This is a genomic window from Thalassotalea crassostreae, assembly GCF_001831495.1.
In the GTDB taxonomy this organism is placed as follows: domain Bacteria; phylum Pseudomonadota; class Gammaproteobacteria; order Enterobacterales; family Alteromonadaceae; genus Thalassotalea_A; species Thalassotalea_A crassostreae.
Window position 1 is genome coordinate 3,378,405 of the sequence record NZ_CP017689.1, and the last position, 19,956, is coordinate 3,398,360.

The 19,956-nt window shown below is 38.4% G+C and carries 20 protein-coding genes and 4 tRNA genes; 6 read left to right on the forward strand and 18 right to left on the reverse strand.

Annotation, left to right across the window (positions count from 1 at the left end; all coding sequences use genetic code 11):
- Window positions 1–18: 18 nt before the first annotated feature.
- The 7 genes from LT090_RS14615 to LT090_RS14645 form a co-directional block, all read right to left on the reverse strand.
- Complete coding sequence (locus LT090_RS14615) at window positions 19–963, reverse strand: 2-dehydro-3-deoxygalactonokinase (protein WP_068544295.1); 945 nt, start codon at window positions 961–963, stop codon at window positions 19–21.
- A gap of 346 nt (window positions 964–1,309) precedes the next feature.
- Window positions 1,310–2,191: an aldose 1-epimerase gene (locus tag LT090_RS14620; RefSeq protein WP_068544296.1), complete on the reverse strand. Its 882-nt coding sequence runs from the start codon at window positions 2,189–2,191 to the stop codon at window positions 1,310–1,312.
- Window positions 2,192–2,399: 208 nt separating this feature from the next.
- Window positions 2,400–3,299 carry an SMP-30/gluconolactonase/LRE family protein gene (locus tag LT090_RS14625; protein ID WP_068544297.1) on the reverse strand — a complete coding sequence of 300 codons (900 nt, stop codon included), beginning with the start codon at window positions 3,297–3,299 and terminating at the stop codon, window positions 2,400–2,402.
- A 6-nt stretch (window positions 3,300–3,305) separates the two neighbouring features.
- Entirely contained in the window at window positions 3,306–4,868 is a 1,563-nt protein-coding gene (locus LT090_RS14630) for a sodium/sugar symporter (protein WP_068544298.1), read from the reverse strand.
- Between the two features lie 34 nt (window positions 4,869–4,902).
- Window positions 4,903–5,523 (reverse strand): 2-dehydro-3-deoxy-6-phosphogalactonate aldolase, encoded by a 621-nt coding sequence (locus LT090_RS14635; protein ID WP_068544299.1) that lies wholly within the window; start codon window positions 5,521–5,523, stop codon window positions 4,903–4,905.
- 94 nt (window positions 5,524–5,617) lie between these two features.
- Window positions 5,618–6,559, reverse strand: a complete 942-nt coding sequence (locus LT090_RS14640; RefSeq protein ID WP_068544300.1) for a 2-dehydro-3-deoxygalactonokinase — start codon at window positions 6,557–6,559, stop codon at window positions 5,618–5,620.
- Window positions 6,559–7,314: an SDR family NAD(P)-dependent oxidoreductase gene (locus tag LT090_RS14645; protein ID WP_068544301.1), complete on the reverse strand. Its 756-nt coding sequence runs from the start codon at window positions 7,312–7,314 to the stop codon at window positions 6,559–6,561. The genes LT090_RS14640 and LT090_RS14645 overlap by 1 nt, the downstream gene beginning before the upstream one ends.
- Window positions 7,315–7,546: 232 nt before the next feature.
- On the opposite strand from LT090_RS14645, the gene LT090_RS14650 reads away from it, so the two are divergent.
- Entirely contained in the window at window positions 7,547–8,239 is a 693-nt protein-coding gene (locus LT090_RS14650; RefSeq protein WP_068544302.1) for a FadR/GntR family transcriptional regulator, read from the forward strand.
- Between the two features lie 190 nt (window positions 8,240–8,429).
- On the opposite strand, the gene LT090_RS14655 is transcribed toward LT090_RS14650, so the two are convergent.
- From LT090_RS14655 to hemE, 8 genes are all read right to left on the reverse strand, one after another.
- A tRNA-Thr gene (locus LT090_RS14655) sits at window positions 8,430–8,505 on the reverse strand.
- A gap of 27 nt (window positions 8,506–8,532) precedes the next feature.
- Window positions 8,533–8,606, reverse strand: a tRNA-Gly gene (locus tag LT090_RS14660).
- Window positions 8,607–8,638: 32 nt separating this feature from the next.
- Window positions 8,639–8,723, reverse strand: a tRNA-Tyr gene (locus LT090_RS14665).
- A 48-nt stretch (window positions 8,724–8,771) separates the two neighbouring features.
- Window positions 8,772–8,847 (reverse strand) — tRNA-Thr (locus LT090_RS14670).
- A gap of 156 nt (window positions 8,848–9,003) precedes the next feature.
- A complete protein-coding gene (locus tag LT090_RS14675) occupies window positions 9,004–9,732 on the reverse strand; it encodes a type III pantothenate kinase (RefSeq protein ID WP_068544303.1) in 729 nt (242 codons plus the stop codon).
- On the reverse strand, window positions 9,732–10,706 hold the full coding sequence (gene birA, locus LT090_RS14680) for a bifunctional biotin--[acetyl-CoA-carboxylase] ligase/biotin operon repressor BirA (RefSeq protein WP_068544304.1): 975 nt from the start codon (window positions 10,704–10,706) through the stop codon (window positions 9,732–9,734). The genes LT090_RS14675 and birA overlap by 1 nt, the downstream gene beginning before the upstream one ends.
- Window positions 10,706–11,737 (reverse strand): UDP-N-acetylmuramate dehydrogenase, encoded by a 1,032-nt coding sequence (gene murB / locus LT090_RS14685; protein ID WP_068544305.1) that lies wholly within the window; start codon window positions 11,735–11,737, stop codon window positions 10,706–10,708. Before murB ends, birA begins: the two co-directional genes overlap by 1 nt.
- A 158-nt stretch (window positions 11,738–11,895) precedes the next feature.
- Window positions 11,896–12,963, reverse strand: a complete 1,068-nt coding sequence (gene hemE / locus LT090_RS14690) for a uroporphyrinogen decarboxylase (RefSeq protein WP_068544306.1) — start codon at window positions 12,961–12,963, stop codon at window positions 11,896–11,898.
- 531 nt (window positions 12,964–13,494) lie between these two features.
- On the opposite strand from hemE, the gene LT090_RS14695 reads away from it, so the two are divergent.
- Together LT090_RS14695 and LT090_RS14700 are read left to right on the forward strand one after the other, a co-directional pair.
- Complete coding sequence (locus tag LT090_RS14695; RefSeq protein ID WP_068544307.1) at window positions 13,495–14,370, forward strand: S1/P1 nuclease; 876 nt, start codon at window positions 13,495–13,497, stop codon at window positions 14,368–14,370.
- Between the two features lie 200 nt (window positions 14,371–14,570).
- Window positions 14,571–15,038 (forward strand): Rsd/AlgQ family anti-sigma factor, encoded by a 468-nt coding sequence (locus LT090_RS14700; protein ID WP_068544308.1) that lies wholly within the window; start codon window positions 14,571–14,573, stop codon window positions 15,036–15,038.
- A gap of 124 nt (window positions 15,039–15,162) precedes the next feature.
- Here LT090_RS14700 and LT090_RS14705 read toward each other — a convergent pair whose 3' ends face one another.
- Complete coding sequence (locus LT090_RS14705) at window positions 15,163–15,903, reverse strand: FKBP-type peptidyl-prolyl cis-trans isomerase (RefSeq protein WP_068544309.1); 741 nt, start codon at window positions 15,901–15,903, stop codon at window positions 15,163–15,165.
- Between the two features lie 276 nt (window positions 15,904–16,179).
- On the opposite strand from LT090_RS14705, the gene LT090_RS14710 reads away from it, so the two are divergent.
- Window positions 16,180–16,410 carry a SlyX family protein gene (locus tag LT090_RS14710; protein ID WP_198360632.1) on the forward strand — a complete coding sequence of 77 codons (231 nt, stop codon included), beginning with the start codon at window positions 16,180–16,182 and terminating at the stop codon, window positions 16,408–16,410.
- 15 nt (window positions 16,411–16,425) lie between these two features.
- On the opposite strand, the gene LT090_RS14715 is transcribed toward LT090_RS14710, so the two are convergent.
- Window positions 16,426–16,617, reverse strand: a complete 192-nt coding sequence (locus LT090_RS14715; protein ID WP_068544310.1) for a YheV family putative zinc ribbon protein — start codon at window positions 16,615–16,617, stop codon at window positions 16,426–16,428.
- Window positions 16,618–16,702: 85 nt separating this feature from the next.
- Between LT090_RS14715 and LT090_RS14720 the strand changes: the two genes are divergently transcribed.
- The gene (locus LT090_RS14720) at window positions 16,703–18,616 is read left to right on the forward strand and encodes an ATP-binding cassette domain-containing protein (protein WP_068544311.1); all 1,914 of its coding nucleotides are present in this window, start codon (window positions 16,703–16,705) and stop codon (window positions 18,614–18,616) included.
- Window positions 18,617–18,675: 59 nt separating this feature from the next.
- On the opposite strand, the gene LT090_RS14725 is transcribed toward LT090_RS14720, so the two are convergent.
- Window positions 18,676–19,251, reverse strand: a complete 576-nt coding sequence (locus tag LT090_RS14725) for a PhnA domain-containing protein (protein ID WP_068544312.1) — start codon at window positions 19,249–19,251, stop codon at window positions 18,676–18,678.
- A 224-nt stretch (window positions 19,252–19,475) separates the two neighbouring features.
- Here LT090_RS14725 and LT090_RS14730 point away from each other — a divergent pair, with 224 nt between their 5' ends.
- On the forward strand, window positions 19,476–19,928 hold the full coding sequence (locus tag LT090_RS14730; protein ID WP_157726573.1) for an META domain-containing protein: 453 nt from the start codon (window positions 19,476–19,478) through the stop codon (window positions 19,926–19,928).
- The last annotated feature ends 28 nt before the right edge of the window (window positions 19,929–19,956 follow it).

Sequence of the window (19,956 nt, forward strand, 5' to 3'; positions counted from 1 at the left end):
TTATTAGAATTTATAACCTTATGTTTTTGAAAAAAGGCTCTTATATAACTGTGAATAACCTGCAATCGCGACATCTGCTTCTTCAAGCAAAATTGATTCATAGCCAAATATATTCAAGGCCGTGGCAAAGCTTTGCACTAATTTTTTAGAACCGACGATTAGAACACTTTCAAAATTTGATATATCCCATTCGTTTGCATGAATGGCACCATGAACATCACTACCAATTAATATTCCCGACAAATAGGAGCAGGCATTATCTTCGTTAATTTGGCCAAATAGCTGTTTGGTTCGAACACTAAAAATGTTGTGACTTAAACTGGCAACTTCACTATTTTTAATTTGGTTAACACCGAGAGTGAAAGCATCTAAATCAAAATTATCAGTCTGTTTTTGAATCAACACACTATGATTGGTGAGTAGGTCATACAACTCACCGGTCATCGCGGTTTTGAATAATTGAACTTCGCCATTATCAATTAACACCCATTTGGTATGAGTACCAGGTAAACAAATTAGATGACGGCCTTGCTGATATTGTGGTTTGTTTAATAGCAAACCAAATATCTGCAACTCTTCGCCGCGCATTACATCACTGTTATGATCTGCTGTCTCGCAACTTAAGCCTGGTACAATAAATATCTGGTGACCTTGGCAAGAAAACTCAAAACAAGAAGACGCTAGTTTTTTCGGCAACACCGGACATGATAAGTAGTCAGCTTCTTTCCAACCTACTGTTGAACCAACTTGACCAGAAAGAATGATTGGCAGTTGGCCATAATCCTTCCAAGGTGCAATAAGCTGAAATAAATGCTGTTCAAATTGTTTGTCAATTTTAGTTATGCCTAAGCCTTTAGCTGTATCTATTACATCTAAATTATTAGTATCGTTTACTTTGCATAAATAGGCTCGTAAGTGAGTACTGCCCCAATCTGCAACTATGACATGTTCAATGTTTAACAAAATATTCCTTCGTTACGCGCTTTGTCCTAAGCCCGTAATCTACATCTTTTCCATTTTCTCGATTGGCTTATTAGCCAACTACATAAGTTTTTTAGAAGCTAATTTATAATCGCAACTAGATTATATAAGGGTAATTAAAAAACCTTATTGTATTATATATAATATTTTAGTGATTAAGGGAAGAATTATTTTGATTGAACGTCAATTTTGTCCTTAATACTGAGCTCCTATAACACAAGAAACTTTGTATGATTAAAATCGAACAGCTGCTCACTAAATATGAGAAAGCAAAAAGCCCTAATCATAAATATCAGGGCCTTTTACTATGGGAGCTGGTAAATTTTGACTAGTGACTCATTTTAGGAGCTACTTTCATCCAAATACTCATTTCTTTATTCGGTCTCAAACTTGAAAATCCAGTATTTTCAATTCCTTGAGAGTGCATATTGATTGCATCTGGCGAATGGGTGACTGGTTCAACACAAAAGAAGTCTTCTTCTTTAGGGCTATAAACCACCATGAACTTACAGTTTTCAGATGCGGTAATATCTGCTTTAACATTCCACTCTGGCCAAGACACTTCAGCTTTTGCAGGAAAGTCGATAAAGGTATTATCTAATTGATGACTATTCATAACCATGCCGCTGGTACTTTGAATACAACTTGGGGCATCGATCACTTTTATCGGCATAGATTCATGGTCTACTTCCCACATCTTGCTTACATCAGCAACTAAAGAGGCTTGTTTTGTACGAGAAAAATATGGATGCAATCCAAGTCCCGCAGGCATTTCAGATGTACCGACATTTTTCAATGTTAATGTTTGCAGTAATTCGCCATTTTGCAGTTCGAAACGATAAATCGCTTGGTAAGGAAATGGCCAATCATTTGACGTATACGAATAACTTAGAGTGACACTAGCATCGCTTTGCTCTATAACTTGCCATTTAACTTGCCATCCATGACCATGATTAGCGTGTAACTCAGGTAATTGATTTAGTGGTAATTGGATGTCTTTATCTTGCCAAGTAAACTTGCCTTCGCGGATGCGATTTGAAAACGGTACTAATGGGAAGCAAGCGGTGCTTGTAACATCTTCAACGCCGATTCGATTAGGGAAAATTGATATAGATTTATTATTGGCAATATAAGTATAAGCTAAAATACTAGCACCTAAATCAGGTGCTATAACTACTTCGCTTATATTGTCTTTAATGGTAATGTTCATCGATATCAAAAATACTATTTATAATATATAATAATTTACCTTTTGTTTGGCAATAATGCAATAAGAAGTAACTGATTTTGTGTATTAATTTGTATCAGAAATGAGAATCTTCATACAAATTCACCAATTAGCAATTTGTCACACAGAGAAAATCCCTATTTTCAACTTGATAATTGGTTTTGTATCAGCTTATTTTCCAACAAACTTATTACGGTAAGATAAATTTATTTTCTTCTAGACCTGTAGTTCCGTTAACTTGGTAAATAAATAAATTTCCAGCGAGTGGTTGTTGCGAAAGCTCGTTTTCGCTTAGATCCTGCCGCGCTGAAGTGATCATTAACCAATCTAAATTTGGCCCACCAAAAGCAACACAACTAGGTTGTGACACTGGTACATCTATACAAAGATCAATCTCACCCTGGGGATTATAGCGAACAACCCTTGAACCACCCCATTGTGCATTCCAAAGGTAGCCATCTGAATCTATTGTAGATCCATCAGGAAATGAGCCTGGTGCAGTTTTAGCGAAAAGCTTTTTGTTTGATAGTTCTGTGGTTGCTGTATTGAAATCGTATTGATGTATTTTTTGTTGAGGAGAATCGGCATGATAAAGTGTTTTGCCATCAGGGCTCCAACAAAGGCCATTGGCAATTTCAATATTGGTTTCTTTAGCAATAGATTTGCCGCGCGAATTCAGCATGTACAAGAAAGCAGATTGTTCGGAGCTTTCTTTGTTTTCAACCAGAGAGCCATACCAAAATCTGCCTTGGCGATCGACGCGGCCATCATTGAATCGGTTACCTTTGATATGCTCTTCTGGCTTATCAATCCACTCTAATGATTTAGAGCTAAAATCGTAAAACGCAATACCTGATGCAAAGGCGACAATAATTCTTGGGTCATTCTCAATAAAGGCGAAGCATCCGACACGCTCAGGCATTGTATGCTTATTCAATTGACTGCTTTTTGTCGAGTAACTGTATAAACAGGACTCTTGAATATCTGTCCACCATATACATTGACTAAGGGCGTGCCATTGCACGCCCTCGCCTAAAGTATTGGTAACATCGATAACGTTTAAAAGCTTACCTACTGTTACGTTTGCCATCAGTGTTTACCACCAAGCAGAATAGAAGCCGATAAGAATTAAAGTAACTGCAACGGTTGATACGTTAAAACTTTTCGAAGTACTGAAGTCGATGCCTTTTAAATCAACTGCATGTTCATGCTCACCTTTCTTTTCAATAAGTGAAACGATAACAGCAAGTAACATACATAGTACGAAGACTAAACCAACACGGTCCATAAATGGTAATTCTGGCCATAACATTTTAAGTGCAAAAGAAAGTACTGCAGAACCTACTGCCGCAACCAAACCTGCGTTTGCTGTTGTTTTCTTCCAAAACATACCTAAGAAGAATAGCACCACGATACCAGGGGTAAAGAAGCCAGTGAATTCTTGGATATATTGGAACGCTTGATCAAATTGACCAAGTAAAGGTTTAGCAACAAGCATCGCAATTACAAGAGCTGATAAACTTACGATACGACCCACTTTTACGTAATGTTCTTCACTCTTAGGTTTGTTATCATTTTTGTATAAATCCATAGTGAAGATAGTCGCAATGGAGTTAGTCATAGAGGCAAGTGAAGAAACAATTGCGGCAACTAATGCAGCAAACACTAAACCTTTTAAGCCTTCTGGCATCATATTTAATAGTGCAGGATACGCTTGGTCAGGTTTTTGTAATTCCGGAACAAGAAGTACTGCAGCAATACCCGGTAATACTACAATTACAGGCATTAATAGCTTTAAGAATGCAGCAAACGCGATACCTTTTTGGCCTTCACGTAAGTTTTTAGCACCTAATGTACGTTGAATAATGTATTGGTTAAAGCCCCAGTAAGACAAGTTCATAATCCACATACCACCAACCAATACAGATAGCCCCGGTAGGTCCATATAGTGTTCACTTTCTTCGGCTAGAATCATGTCAAACTTCTCAGGAGTTTGCTCAACTAAACTATTAAAGCCTGCAACGATACCTTGACCACCACCGATTAAATCAAGCGCCATGTACGACAAGAACAGGCCACCAGCAACAAGCAAGACAACTTGAATTATATCGGTAAGTGCAACGGCTTTTAGTCCACCGTATAATGAATAAGCGACAGAGAATGCACCTAAAAATATCATGCCATAGACAACATCAACACCAGTGATAGTGTTAATTGCTAATGCGCCTAACCAAAGGATTGCGGTCAAGTTAACAAATACGTAAACACCTAACCAGAATACTGCCATTACCGTACGAACGCGATGATCAAAGCGTTGTTCCAAAAACTGCGGCATGGTGTATATTTTTTTCTCTAAAAATATCGGTAAAAAGTATTTACCTACAATCATTAGCGTAATTGCCGCCATCCACTCATAAGAAGCAATTGCTAAGCCAATCTTATAACCAGAGCCTGACATACCGATGATTTGCTCAGCGGAAATGTTTGCTGCAATTAAAGAAGCACCGATTGCCCACCAAGGAAGAGAGTTACCTGCCAAAAAATAGTCATTTGAATTTTTCTCATGACCGGCCTTTTCGCGAGAAACCATATATGCGACCGCAATAAGTGAGACTACATAAAATACAAAGACTGAAATGTCTAAGGTTGATAAGTTCATAATTTTCCTCTGAAAATATTCGTTAAGATTATTGTTATTTTAAATTTATTTCGTCAGTAAAATTCGAAAACTTCTCAATTTTCACTTTACTTTGCTGATAGCTATCTTTTTCATTATAAATACTATCGCCAATACCAACGCCTTTCGCACCAGTCTCCATCCATTGTTGCATATTATTGGCATTAATGCCGCCTACAGCAACAAAATTAGCATCTTGGGGAGCAATGCTTATTAATGCCTTTAAATGCCCAGTTCCATATGACCCAGCAGGAAACAACTTTAGCCAACGTGCGCCACTATTATACGCGTGATAAACCTCTGAAGGCGTTGCGACACCAGGTGTATGAATCATTCCAAAGTCGTTAGCTTTTTTAATAATTGCGATATCAGTATTCGGTGATATTGCTAATTTCACTTGCATTGTATGTAATGTTTCTAACTGTTCAATTGTTGTAACTGTACCTGCACCAATTAAACAATTTTCCGGCATTTCCTGCTGTAATACTTCAATGCTTTTATAGGCATTATCACGGTTAAGAGGCACTTCCATTATTCTAATTCCTGCCTGATAAAGTAAATCACCAATATCTTTTGCTTGCGCAGGTTGCAATCCTCTAAGAATTGCAATGCATGGATTTATTGACAGTTGAAGCACACTATTACCTTTAGATTCTACATTACACCTGTTTTATAATATAAATCATACGTAATTAAAAGCTTTTATTGTTAATCGCGGCTTAAAAACTCTATTAAGTATTGTTTCTTTGCATAATTATCGAAGTGAAACCTTGAATTGATGTTTGCTTAGCATCATAAATTTTACTCGGACAATCAATGAGATTTAAAACCGTTGCGAAGCATTCACTAAGCTTGATAGAACCAATAATGTGGATAGATTCAACGTGGTCAAGCTTCCAATGTGATGAGCGTTGAGCAGCCCTTACATCAGTACCAATTAATACCCCAGATAAATAAGAAGTCGCTTTTTGTTTGCTCAAATGCTCCATAACTTGCTTCGTACGAACGCTGAATAGGTCGTGGCTAAAATCACCAATATCCCCCGCTAGAACATAGTTTGCACCGTCATTAAATGCATCCTGGTTAAAATCCTGACTTGGTTCTTCAATAATAATACTGTTATTTGAAATGATATCGAACAGCTCACCCGTCATTGCCGTTTTAAACAACTTTATGATGCCATCCTCGACTAAAACCCACTTAGTATGCGTGCCCGGTAAACATAGCATGTGTCTACCTTGTGCGTGAGTAGGATCTAATTGCAGCCATCCTAATATTTGCAGCTCTTCACCGCGCATAACATCAAAGCTTTGATCAGGATATTGGCAAGATGTTCCGGGAAGAATATATAAGTCGTGACCATTTGCGGTAAAATTAATCCCGCCAAAAGCGATATCTTTGGGTTTTAATGGACACGGGAGGTACTGAGTATTATGCCAGCCTAGACTTGAGCTGATTTGGCCTGCTAAATAGACAGGTAATTTTCCATATTGCGCTTCCCAAACAGCAATACAGGTCATCAATTCTTTTTCAAACTCACCGTCACACTTGCACACACCGCGAGCAATTTGCGTATCGATTAATTTTAGTTGTGTTTGGTCTGATACTTCACACAAATAGGCACGCAGAAAACTGGTTCCCCAATCGACTGTAATTACGTATTGACTGGTCATTAAATTTTACCGCCATCTATAACCAGTTTTTGTCCAGTGATCATTGAGCTGTCATCCGACGCTAAAAATAGCGCCAACTTAGCCACATCACTTGCAAGTATGCGTTTTTTGATTGCCATAGATTCCATCCACTGGGCTTCAACCTCGGCATTTAACCAGGTATCTAACTGTCTTTCAGTGGCAACCCAACCCGGTAGGATAGCGTTGACACGAATATTATCATCGCCGAAATCCTTTGCCATACCTCTGGTCATGCCGATAATTCCAGCTTTTGCTGTTACGTAGCCAGACATATTGGCTAAACCAACTATGGCATTAATTGAACTGAAATTGATGATGCTACCACCACCATTTTCTTTAAGGTAAGGATAAACCGCTTGCGAGGCAAAGAAGGTTGGATCAAGATTGATTTTCATGCAGTTATGCCACTGCTTTTCGGTGATTTCAGATACGTGATGACGCATATCATTAGCCACATTGTTTATCAAAACATTTATTGTGCCTAGCTCTTTTGCGGCATCTTGGACAGATTGCTGCAATGCATTTTCATCGGTCGCATTTAACGCATGAAACCATACTTTATCCTGCAATTCATCACATAATGATCTGCCTGCTTCTTCATCTAGATCGATAAAAGCAACTTTTGCTCCTTGTCCGACGAAACAACGTACCATTTCTGCGCCAATACCACTCGCCCCACCGGTGATAAATACGACTTTATTTTTTATACACGGGTAATGAGAAGAATAACTCACAACTGACTCCCAGGATTTTCAAATATCATTTGATATCAAATTTATAATTATTTTAATAACATCAATTTCACATATTTATCTGTTTTAATCAATCAATAAAGCTCTTAAAACAGTCTTTAAACAAGAATGATTATTATTTCGTTAATTAAATCAATCTTATATGCACAACAAGATACTCTTTTGCATAATTATATGATTTAATATCAAATAATATAATTAAGGGAATTTGGTCATGGCTCAAAAACATAACTTAACTTATCAACTAACGCACGACCTTGGTAAAGCAATAGTCACTGGTCGATATCAAATAGGCCAAGGCCTGCCAACGGAAGCAGAGCTCTGTGAACAATATGACGTAAGTCGCAGTGCAACACGCGAAGCCGTAAAAATGCTTGCCGCGAAAGGATTGATTGCTTCACGACCTAAAAAAGGTATTCAAGTATTACCTGAGTCGGATTGGAATATGTTTGATACTGATGTATTAGGCTGGATCCTTAGCTCTAATCCATCATTAACATTATTGAAATCATTTACTGAAGTTCGCGCTGCGATTGAGCCACAAGCTGCAGCATTAGCGGCAGTAAACGCGACTTTCGAAGAACTAGAAGAAATTGAAAAAGCTCTAGCAAGAATGGAAGCTGCAGAGAAAGGGTTAGATGATCCATTAGATTCAGATATCGCTTTCCATACAGGTGTTCTTAAAGCGAGTGGTAACCCTTTTATCATGCAATTAACCGAATTTATCAGTACCGCATTAAAAGTTAGTATTCGTTATACCAATGCAACTAAAGGTGAATCTGGTGATATCGAAAAGCATGCTCATATTTTAAATACCATTAAATCTAGAAATCCTGAAAAGGCTCATTTAGCAGTAAAAGAGATCTTAGACGAAGCACTAGCCTTAATTGAAAGCAATTTGAGCTAATTTGAATTAGGTAGTTAATACTTATTTATTTAAAAGGGTGCAATTGCATCCTTTTTTTTCGCATGCAATTTTGTGTAATGTTATATGTGGATAAATAGTGTTACGAAAAAATATATTTGATAAATTCGTTTATATTATTCTAGATTTATTGTTTAAATTTAATATTTAAAGCTAGGGATATTCAGAGAAATGGTGCTAATAGGCAGATTCGAACTGCCGACCTCACCCTTACCAAGGGTGCGCTCTACCAACTGAGCTATATCAGCACGATAAGATGAAGATAATAAAGATAGTGGAGCGGACGGCGGGAATCGAACCCGCAGCTTTAGCTTGGAAGGCTAAGGTATTACCACTATACGACGTCCGCATATCTATTACGATTATCTTTAGTTGAAAAAATGGTGGAGGGAGGTGGATTCGAACCACCGAAGGCGGAGCCGTCAGATTTACAGTCTGATCCCTTTGGCCACTCGGGAACCCCTCCATTATTTTTTCGCCACAATTAACTATATGAACAGTCATTGTGTATTAATGGTGCCGTCTGCCGGAGTCGAACTGGCGACCTACTGATTACAAGTCAGTTGCTCTACCAACTGAGCTAAGACGGCACTACATTAAGTGGAGCGAATTTTAGAGCAATGCTTTGTACCTTGCAATAGAAAAATTAAAAAAACTTCAGCTTTTTTATTGTTTGCCTATTTTTCGCTCTAATTTGTTAGAAATATATTAATTTTTGTGCAAAAAAATATTTTTAACAAAACGATTTATAAGAAACGCTGTAAACCAACAAAAATCAACTGCTCAATAAAATGACAATTGTTAAGACCAAGTTGCTTACACAGTTTTTCTAGCTCTTCACCATATCCGCCGGTAAGAATAATTTCATCGATAGTTAAATTTTGCTGCTGTGCAACATTAAGGGCAGTTTGTATTGCACCAGCCGTCGTCGACCATGCGCCATATTTAACATTGTCTGCTGTACTTTTGCCGAATGCGACTGAATCAATGACCCCAGTTTCACCGAATACATTGTCGGTATTTTGAAATAAACTCTGCATCATCATGTCTATGCCCGGTAATATCCAACCACCTTGATGTTGTTTATTGGCATCGAGTAAATCAAACGTCGTTGCCGTTCCGGCATCAATAATGAGTATATTTCTATTTGGATAAAGCGCTTCTGCTGCAAGCACAGCTAACCAACGATCGGCCCCCATAGTTGAGTACTGAAGATAACTGTTTTGAATACCAAAGGTTTCAGATTGAGTATTTACCTGAGTGAACTCAACGTCATTAAGTCCTGCCCAAGTTTGTAGAGATTGAGAGAAGCTCTGATTGGCCACAGAGACCAACATAATTCTCTTTATGTTAGTATATTGACCAATAATATCGAGAAAGTCAGTGGCCAAGCAGCGTTCTATATTGGCAAATACACCACTTTCAACCTTGGTAAATTTAACTTGTGTATTACCTACATCAACGAGTAGATCCATTAACCACCTCTTAGACTTACTTCACCACCATAAACTGGTTGAACTTTACCGTCTACTTCTAACAACAGTGCACCACTGGCATTGATACCTTTGCAGATCCCGCGGGTCTCGTTGCTGCCGGCAATGAGCTTAACTGGTTTGTTATAAAAGTAATCCTGGCGTTGCCACTCTAAAATCATTGGCGCTAAGCCAAATTGCAAATGCTGCTCTAAACGAGCGCTTATACTTGCGATAAGTTGCGCCGCCAATAGATTTCGATCTACCTGTCGAGCAAGTTCTCGATTTAAGTCGGTCCACGGCTGATCAATTTGCTCTGCCATCATCTGAGGCATATTGATATTTAAGCCCAAGCCAATAACGCAATTTCCCGGACCGATACTCTGCCCTTCAAGCTCCACTAAAATACCAGCAAGCTTTTTACCTTCAACATAAATATCATTAGGCCATTTCAATTCGACGTCTAAATTATAATGCCTTTGCAATACATCACTTACAGCTAGACCTACAACGACAGACACCCCCATTGCCGCAGCGATGCCTTGCTCCAAACGCCAATACATTGATAAGTATAGATGAGATGAAAATGGTGAAACCCATTGTTTGCCACGACGGCCTCTGCCAGCGGACTGAAACTCCGAAACACAGGCTTGCCCATGCACAACATTATTCGGTAAGCGGCGCATTAAATACGAGTTAGTTGAGTCAATAATACTATGTACTTCAACCATATTGTTACAGTCAAGTTCACGCAGATTATCTTGCATCTGTTGTTGGTTTAACAAATGAATTGGACTTGCTAACTTATAACCTTTGCCCTGCACAGAAAAAATGTCTAAGCCCATTTCTCCGAGTGCTTTTATATGCTTTGAAATGGCGGTACGACTTACATCTAATTGTTCTGCCAGTAACTGCCCTGACACAAACTTACCTTCTGATAATCGTCGTATTAATTCTTCTCTAACTACTTTAGCCATTATTTTACTACTTCTATATCGGCAATTAATTGTTCACCACTTTCGCCTATGACTCTAACCTCAGGCTCAAGCATGACATTGAATTTTTCATTGACTACACGCTGCACATGCTGGGCTAAAGCGACAACATCTTGGCCTGTCGCATTGTTTTTATTCACTAGCACCAATGCTTGCAATGTATGCACCGCTGCACCGCCTATACTAACGCCTTTTAAGCCACTTTGTTCGATTAGCCAACCAGCGGCTAATTTCATATCACAGCCATTTGCAGGATACGCCGGAACTTGCTCGTACTGAGCTTTTATCTTTGCATATACTTGATGACTAACGACCGGGTTTTTAAAAAAGCTTCCAGCATTTGGTAACACTTCAGGATCCGGCAATTTACTTTGGCGAATATTGACTACAGCATCAAAAACTTGTTTAGCGGTAGGGGTTTCACCTAATTGATTTAGTCCTTGATATTTTAACGTAGGTTGCCATTTTTTCGTTAAACGTAATCCTATCGCAATAATTACGCCTTTGTTTTTCAACGCACCTTTAAAAATACTGTCTCGATAGCCAAACTGACATTGCTCGGCGGTTAGTCGAACCTCTTTATTAGTTTGAAAATCAAACCATTGTACGTAGTCACAAAAATGAGCCAATTCTACCCCATAAGCACCAATATTTTGAATTGGTGCAGCGCCACAATTACCCGGTATCAGCGCCAGATTTTCAAGGCCTGGCATATTATTCGCTAAGCAATATTCTACTAAGTCGTGCCAATCTTCACCGCTACTGACATGCAATAGGTAATCTTCATTGGTTTCGCTAATTTCAATGCCCTTTATATTAGGGCAAAAGATTGTGCCTTGATAATTATCAATAAATAACGAGTTACTACCACCACCTAAAATATAAAACTGTTCAGGTAATTGCTCACTAAATTGACGAACAGCGTCTACAGACTCGGCTATGACAACTGACTTAGCGTTAGCCTTTAATGCGAAACTATTGAGCTGTTCTAATGAGTAATTTTGATAATGCATGAATATTGCTGTACTAACACTGCTTTAGTTAATGTGGATTCGATTGTAGCGGATAAGGGCAATAGATTCTATATACGAGATGTTTGCAGTTAACAAATAAAAGAGGAGCCTAAGCTCCTCAGATAATACCGACATAAATAACCTAAGCTCTTTTAGGCTTATTTATGGTATGGCTTACTAAACTTGTGCACAGCATCAATAAAATAGCCTGCATGTTCAGGATTTACGTCAGGGTGAATACCGTGGCCCAAATTAAATACATGGCCAGTTCCGGTGTCACCAAAACCATTTAAGATAGTTTTAACTTCTTGTTCGATACGCTCTTTAGGTGCATATAACATTGATGGATCCATGTTACCTTGTAAAGCAACTTTATCACCAACACGAGCCTTCGCATCTTCGATGTTAATAGTCCAATCAAGACCTACCGCGTCACAGCCCGTTGCAGCGATTGACTCTAACCACATGCCACCGTTTTTAGTAAACAGCGTTACAGGCACTCTACGGCCTTCATTTTCACGAGTAAGTCCGTCAACGATTTTTGCCATGTATTGCAAAGAAAACTCTTTGTACATTGCAGGTGACAAAACACCACCCCATGTATCAAAAACCATTACCGATTGAGCGCCAGCTGCGATCTGTGCATTTAAATAAGAAATGACAGAGTCTGCTAACTTGTCCAATAACAAATGTAATGTTTGCGGCTCAGCAAACATCATCTTTTTGATCTTAGTGAAAGCCTTTGAACTACCACCTTCAACCATATAGGTTGCTAATGTCCATGGGCTACCAGAGAATCCAATTAATGGAACTTGACCATCCAATGCCTTACGAATAGAACGAACGGCGTTCATTACATATTGCAGCTCGCCTTCTGGATCTGGGTGGCCAATTTTTTTCACATCAGCCGCACAAGTGATCGGACGTTCAAATTTTGGACCTTCACCTGTTTCAAAATACAAACCAAGTCCCATTGCATCTGGGATAGTTAAGATGTCACTGAATAAGATAGCAGCATCTAGAGGGAAGCGGCGCAATGGTTGAATAGTAACTTCGGTTGCCAATTCAGTATTACGACATAAACTCATAAAATCGCCAGCATCTTTACGCGTTTCTTTATATTCAGGCAAATAACGACCGGCTTGGCGCATCATCCATACTGGAGTGTAATCTACAGGTTGACGCATCAAAGCGCGTAAATAAGTATCATTTTTTAAGTTGGTCATTTTCTATTTAGATATGGTGTTGAAAAATTGAAAGTATTCTAACTAATAATCGAAAAAGATACTATAAAGCAGCGAAAACTAATTTATCTTTTGAAAGTTTTTTGTAAAAAAGTGTTGCACTAATGAAAACCCTTTGTTATAAAATTGGCAAGCTTTTAAAAAATAACTAATAAGAAGCTAGTTTAACTAGACCAAACAGCGAGCATTTCAGGCCTTATCATTGATAAGGCCTTTTTATTTCGTATATCCCTATACTCACCCCTTCGGGGTTGCTTCGCAAAGAAATATTGTTCCAGACAATATTTTATTTGTTACATCCATGTAAAAACCCCTTCGGGGCCGCTTCGCGTATCAAATCTTTTCCCGAAAGATTTGTATTTCAGGTAAAGGATTGCTTCGGGGCTCACTCCGTTCGAAGAAAAAATATTCCCGATAATTTTTGATTTTATGGATTCAAGTCCCTTCGGGGCTCACTCCGTTCGAAGAAATATTGTTCCAGACAATTTGTGAATTTCTAGCTATGATATTGAGATGCTAAATAAATTCTACTTATTAATTTTCATTCTAATCACCTCTTATGCTTGGGGGGACAAAGCCTATGCCTTAGGTGAGAAAGGTCACTACCTTGTTTGTCAACTTGCTTACCAGCAACTTTCAGCAGCACAACAAACAGACGTTAAACAACTAATGAGCTATTTTCCTGAAAGTGAAAGGAAACGTCTGAAAAAACATTTACGATTACCTAAAAAACATCAACTAACGTTTGCTGATGCCTGTTCATGGCCCGACAGCATCAAACAATTAAAGCAATATAAACAGTTCAACCAATGGCATTTTATTAACGTTGGTCGCGATCGCACGATAATAGATAGTAGTTTTGTCAAAAGTAACTGTAAGCTAAACTGCATCATCGATGCGATTAGCTATCATCAAAAACAATTGCAGTCGCAACAAAAAGGATGGTTAAAACTGCAAGCATTGTTGTTTTTAGGTCATTGGCTTGGTGATATTCATCAACCATTGCATGTAAGTTTCAAATCAGACTTAGGGGGCAACAAAAGCTTAATTAAAGACGCTTCCAAATATTGTTCAAATTTACATCGAGTATGGGATAGCTGTTTAATCAATCATCTGAATCGAAAAACTTATGTTATTGATCAAACCTTTAAAATCGATAGCAAAGACCATTATAGTCAAGACAATATAAATTATTGGGCGACGCAATCACTCAAAATTAGTCGTCTACCCAAGACAATGTATTGTCAGATTATTGATAGTCACTGCCAACCACATAAGCAGCCAATCATCTTGCCTAAGAACTATCAACTTGAGCAACAAGAAGTTCTACTTACTCAAATAAACCTTGCTGCAAAAAGATTATTCTTGATGATTAACAGTGACTTATAATTATAATAACGATGAGTTTATAAACCAGAAATAGGATCTATACTCAAAATAGTGATAAAAATATCATTGTATTTAACCGTACATTTGTATTATTACAATAAATTGCTGACCGACAATTGTAAAATAAGTGTTGCAATTTGCTTCAAAATTCAGTGTTATATTAATTATCTTTAATGCGTTGACGACTTGTCGGAGGGAAAATGCTAACTCGTTTAGAACAAGCACAACAACAATGGGGCGGTTCACTCAGTGCAATTGATAATTGGCTCAATGAACGTCAAGAAGTTTTAGTTAGTTACTATCAACTAGCAGGCTTAGCACCATCAGATCAAACAGATAGAGCTTTGCCTAACGCTGCCGATATCCAAGCATTTTGTCAGTTACTAATGGACTACTTATCTGCCGGACATTTTGAAGTATTCGATCAAATCGTTGCCCAATGTAAAAAGAATGGTCCAGACTCATTAGCACTAGCCCAAAAGATTTATCCCGAGATCTCAAAAACTACCGACATTGCGCTGGCATTTAATGATAAATTTGCCGAACCAGAAGATGATTCGTTTTTAGAAAGTTTTGATGCAAGTTTGTCAGTACTAGGACAAGCTCTCGAAGAAAGGTTTGAGCTTGAAGATCAATTAATTGAAGCGTTATATAAAAAGCATAGCTAAACGTTTCATAGTTCATACAATATACATAAAAAAACGAGGCTAAAGCCTCGTTTTTTGTTTATATTTGCTAGGTTATAAATAACGTTAGCCGCTAATTAATACCTTAAATATTATAACGCAGATGCTATTTTGCAGCCGCGTCTTCTGCAGCTGGAGCAGGCGTAGTAATATCTAATAATTCTACTTCAAAAATTAGTGTAGAGTTTGCAGGGATTTGACCAGCTGGGTTCGCACCGTAACCTAAGTTTGACGGAATAACGAACTTGTACTTAGAACCAACACTCATTAACTGAACACCTTCAGTCCAACCAGGGATAACACGGTTTAAAGGAAATTCAATTGGCTCGCCACGGTCAACAGAGCTATCAAATATTGTACCGTCTGTTAATGTGCCATGGTAATGAACTTTTACTGTATCAGTTGCAGCTGGTTTAGCACCTTCAGCAGCAGTTAATACTTGGTATTGAAGACCAGATTCAGTTGTTACAACACCGTCTACTTGAGCATTAGTCGATAAGAAAGCAGCGCTTGCAGCTTGTGCTTTTTCCGCTTCAATGGCAGCAAGTTCTTGTTGTTTCGTTTGCACAGTTTGACCTAAGGCCATTAGTAATTGTTGGATTTGTTCTTTATCAACCTGGCCATTACCAGCTGCGCTTTCTTCAAAACCAGCCATAATTAGATCGTGGTCTAATTGAATACCCATTTCGTCAAGATCAGCAATATTTAAATGCATGCTAGAACCTAATGCATACGCTTGTTTTTGTAGATCAGTTTCAAGTACAGCAGGCTTAGCTTCTTTTTCTTGACAGCCCATCATTGCCATTACGGCAACAGCAACCAAAGTTGGTTTAACGATAAATTTCATTTATTTCTCCAGAACCACATATAAGGAGAAAACCCCAAATACATCGATAATTATTAAGTTTATTAAAAAGACACCATATACTAGCGACTAATTCGATGGTTTCATAGACCGAAAATGCCTCTATTTAGGAGTTATTTTTATACGTATGTTTAATATTGTGACAATTTTAGAGTTTTAAAGGGTAAATTTAATGAAATATGCACAACAGTGGTAAATTTTCTTTAATGGTTATTGTTTTTTAGCGATAATGGCGGAAATTATTTGAGAATGAATATCATGACAGAGCAAAATTTATTGGCGACTATGCAACAGCAAATTGAAAGCTTAGAGACAAAAACGGCGTTTCAAGACCATATCATAGAACAATTGAATAATGAGATTGCCGTGCATCAAGAACAGATCAGAGATTTAGTCGAACAACTGCACTTGATTGGCCAACGAGTTAAAGATATGAATTCATCACCCGTTGGTAAAGTAGAAGACGAAACACCACCGCCACATTATTAAAGTAGCGGCAATATGCTAAGGCTTGAAAACACCAATCACCTGTTCCGTTGAACGTACTTCTTGCTCAACGTTTTCGTCAGGTTGGGTCATTTCAAAGTCACAGCTTACACAAGTAACTTTTTCAACATCATGTTCTTTGTATAACGCCATAGTGTCTAAGGCATTACATTTAGGGCATTTAGCGCCAGAAATAAATCGTTTTTTCATTGGTGTCTACAAACTAAAGCATTTGCGTTATTTTACCGTGAAATAACGCAGATGTAACAGCTAAAAATTAGCAAAGGATTAAATTTTGATTTTTGCATCTGAAATGGGCTTATACCGCGGGGTTAAAACCTTAATAAAGTCATCTAGCTTTACCGTCCATCCTGGACATAAAGTTGGCTTAGTAGGCGCTAATGGCTGCGGTAAATCATCATTGTTTGCGTCCTTACTTGGTGAATTACAAATCGACAGTGGTTCTTTAGAAATTCCGCGTAATTGGAAAATAGCCACGGTAAAACAAGAAACACCTGCGCTTACTCAATCGGCGCTCGATTACGTAATTGATGGCGACACCGAATATCGTCTCTTAGAACAAAAATTAGAGCAGGCCCGTGCAAACAATAATGGTAGCGAAGAAGCTCACCTACTCAATCAAATAGATGTGATTCAAGGCTATAGCCTTCCTGCTCGCGCTGGCGAATTGCTGCATGGACTGGGTTTTATGCAAGCACAATTAAGCGATAGTGTCAGTAGCTTTTCTGGTGGTTGGCGAATGCGTTTAAACCTTGCTCAGGCGCTTATTAGCCGTGCAGATTTATTATTGCTCGATGAACCAACCAACCACTTAGATTTAGATGCGGTTTTGTGGTTGCAACGTTGGTTAAAACGTTTCGAAGGCACACTAGTACTAATCTCTCATGATCGAGACTTTCTCGATGATGTAATAGGTCAAATTTTGCATATCGAACATCAACACGCGAAAATGTATAACGGCAATTATTCAGCGTTTGAACGCCAACGTGCCGAACATTTAGCCCAGCAAGATGCGATGTATCAAAAACAGCAGCGAGAAGTTAAACACCTTACCTCTTTTGTCGATCGCTTTAGAGCAAAAGCGACAAAAGCCAAACAAGCACAAAGCCGTTTAAAGCGTTTACAAAAGCTGCCTGATTTGATGCCAGCACACGTCGATAGTCAATTTAGTTTTCAATTTGAAAATCCAGAATATATGCCTTATCCACTGTTATCTCTTGAACACAGTGATTGCGGCTATTCGGAACAAGCTAAAATACTAACGGACGTTAAAATCAATTTAGTGCCTGGTAGCCGCATCGGTCTATTAGGTCGAAATGGCGCAGGTAAATCTACGCTGATAAAATCGTTAGCAGGCGACTTAGCATTATTGCAAGGTACGCGATTTTGCGCACAAGAGCTTACCATAGGTTACTTTTCTCAACATCAACTTGAGCAGTTACGCACCGACGAAACAGCATTGAATCAAATATTACTGGCTAAACCTGAATACACCGAATTACAAGCGAGAAATCATTTAGGCCGTTTTGGCTTTAGTGGCGACCAAGCACTTAATGTCATTCACACTATGTCTGGTGGTGAGAAAGCTCGCTTAGTGCTTGCCCTAATCGTCCTGGAGAAACCACAATTATTACTTTTAGATGAACCAACTAACCACCTTGATTTAGAGATGCGTCAAGCCTTAGTGTTAGCACTTCAAGAATTTAGTGGTGCAATCATCCTTATAGCCCATGATCGCTATTTATTAGAATCATGTGTTGATGAGTTTTACATTGTTGGCAATGGCCGAGTTGAAGAGTTTGACGGCGATATCGACGATTATCAAAAATGGCTTAGCGATGAAAATAAAGCAGCCAAAAGCAAAAGTAAAGCAGATGGACAATCAGAGCGCCAAGGCAAAGAAAAAGTTGATAAGAAAGAGCAACGTAAGCAACAAGCTGAACTCCGTCAAAAAGCAGCGCCAATGCGTAAAAAAACGCAAAAGTTAGAACAACAAGTAGAAAAATGGCAGCAACAATTAGAGGAAATTGAAAGCCAACTTGCATTGCCTGAAACCTATGAAGCTGAAAATAAAGCCAAGCTTAACGAATTAATGCAACAACAAGCGAAAATCAAACCGCAATTGGAAGAAGCGGAAGAGCAATGGATGGAGCTAGAAGAGCAAATCGAAGAAATTATCAACGGCTAAATAAACTGGGGTCAGAGTCAGGTTTAGCTCGCTAAACCTGACTCTGACCCCAGTTTTTATTACATCTTTTTCACGTAATCGCTGATGATAACAATGCGTGTGCCGTTGACTCTGCCTTCGATATGTAAAGGGTTTGACGTCAATGAAATACCACGTACTGCCGTGCCTCGTTTAGCGGTAAAATTGGCACCTTTTACCACTAAATCCTTAATTAATACGACATTATCACCGGCAGCTAATGGCGCTTTGTTGTTATCTAACGTTGGCTCGTCAGCTTCTAAAGCGTCGCCGGCAGCAGAATCTGCCCATGCTCGTACATCATCTTCAAGGTACATCATATCAAGTAAATCTTGTGCCCATCCCTCAGAATCAAGGCGTTTAAGCATTCGGTAAGCCATTACTTGTACAGCAGGTACTTGTGACCACATGCTGTCATTCAAACAACGCCAGTGATTGGTATCGTATTTACCATCGGTGCTATTTATTTGGCTTTCACATAACGCACAAACTAATACACTTTTGTCAGAATTAGGTTCAGCAACCGGCGGGACTTCGTAAACACTTAAACTATCTACGGATCCGCATAGTTCGCATTTGCTATCACAACGTGTTTTTAAAGTTTGTTCAATTGACATGAAGATTTCCTGGATGATAAAAGCCGCTCATTATCCATAAATTTAGCAATAAAAAAAGAATTAACCACATTTAGCCTTTAATTTAGAGCAAATATAATAGGTTAATAGAAAAAATAGAGTTTCACTATTTCCTATAGACCATTAACACACTATGCTTAACGACAAGACTCAATAACTTCTTTAAACGACATTTGTAAAACTGAAGGCGCAAAATGAGAACAGCAATGAATTTTAAAAATATAATCGCAATAATCACAGCCATGACAATTACCATGGGTTGTCAAAATAATAACGCAGCAGAAAATGAAGAAAACCTAACTCTTGAAGGGCATTATTGGGTATTGAAAACAATAGCTGGCAAGAGCGCCATTAAAGGCGAAAATAATAAGCCGGTTAGTATCGAATTTCTAGCTGAAAACAATATTTATCGCGGTTTCGGTGGTTGTAATAATTATTCTGGTAGTTTCGAAAAAGAACAAAACACGATTAGCTTTGGTCCTGCGCGTGCAACTCGTAAGTTTTGCCAAACCACTATGGACCAAGAATCAGCCTTGTTCGAGATACTAAGTAAAGCAAGTTCATACAAATTAAGTAAAGATACATTAACCGTGGGTAGTGATGTAAATCAGGTGCTTGCTGTCTTTGTCATGCAAGGCCCAACTCCCAGCAGCAAATAGCACATCCCAGTAGTATTGAGAAAAAGGT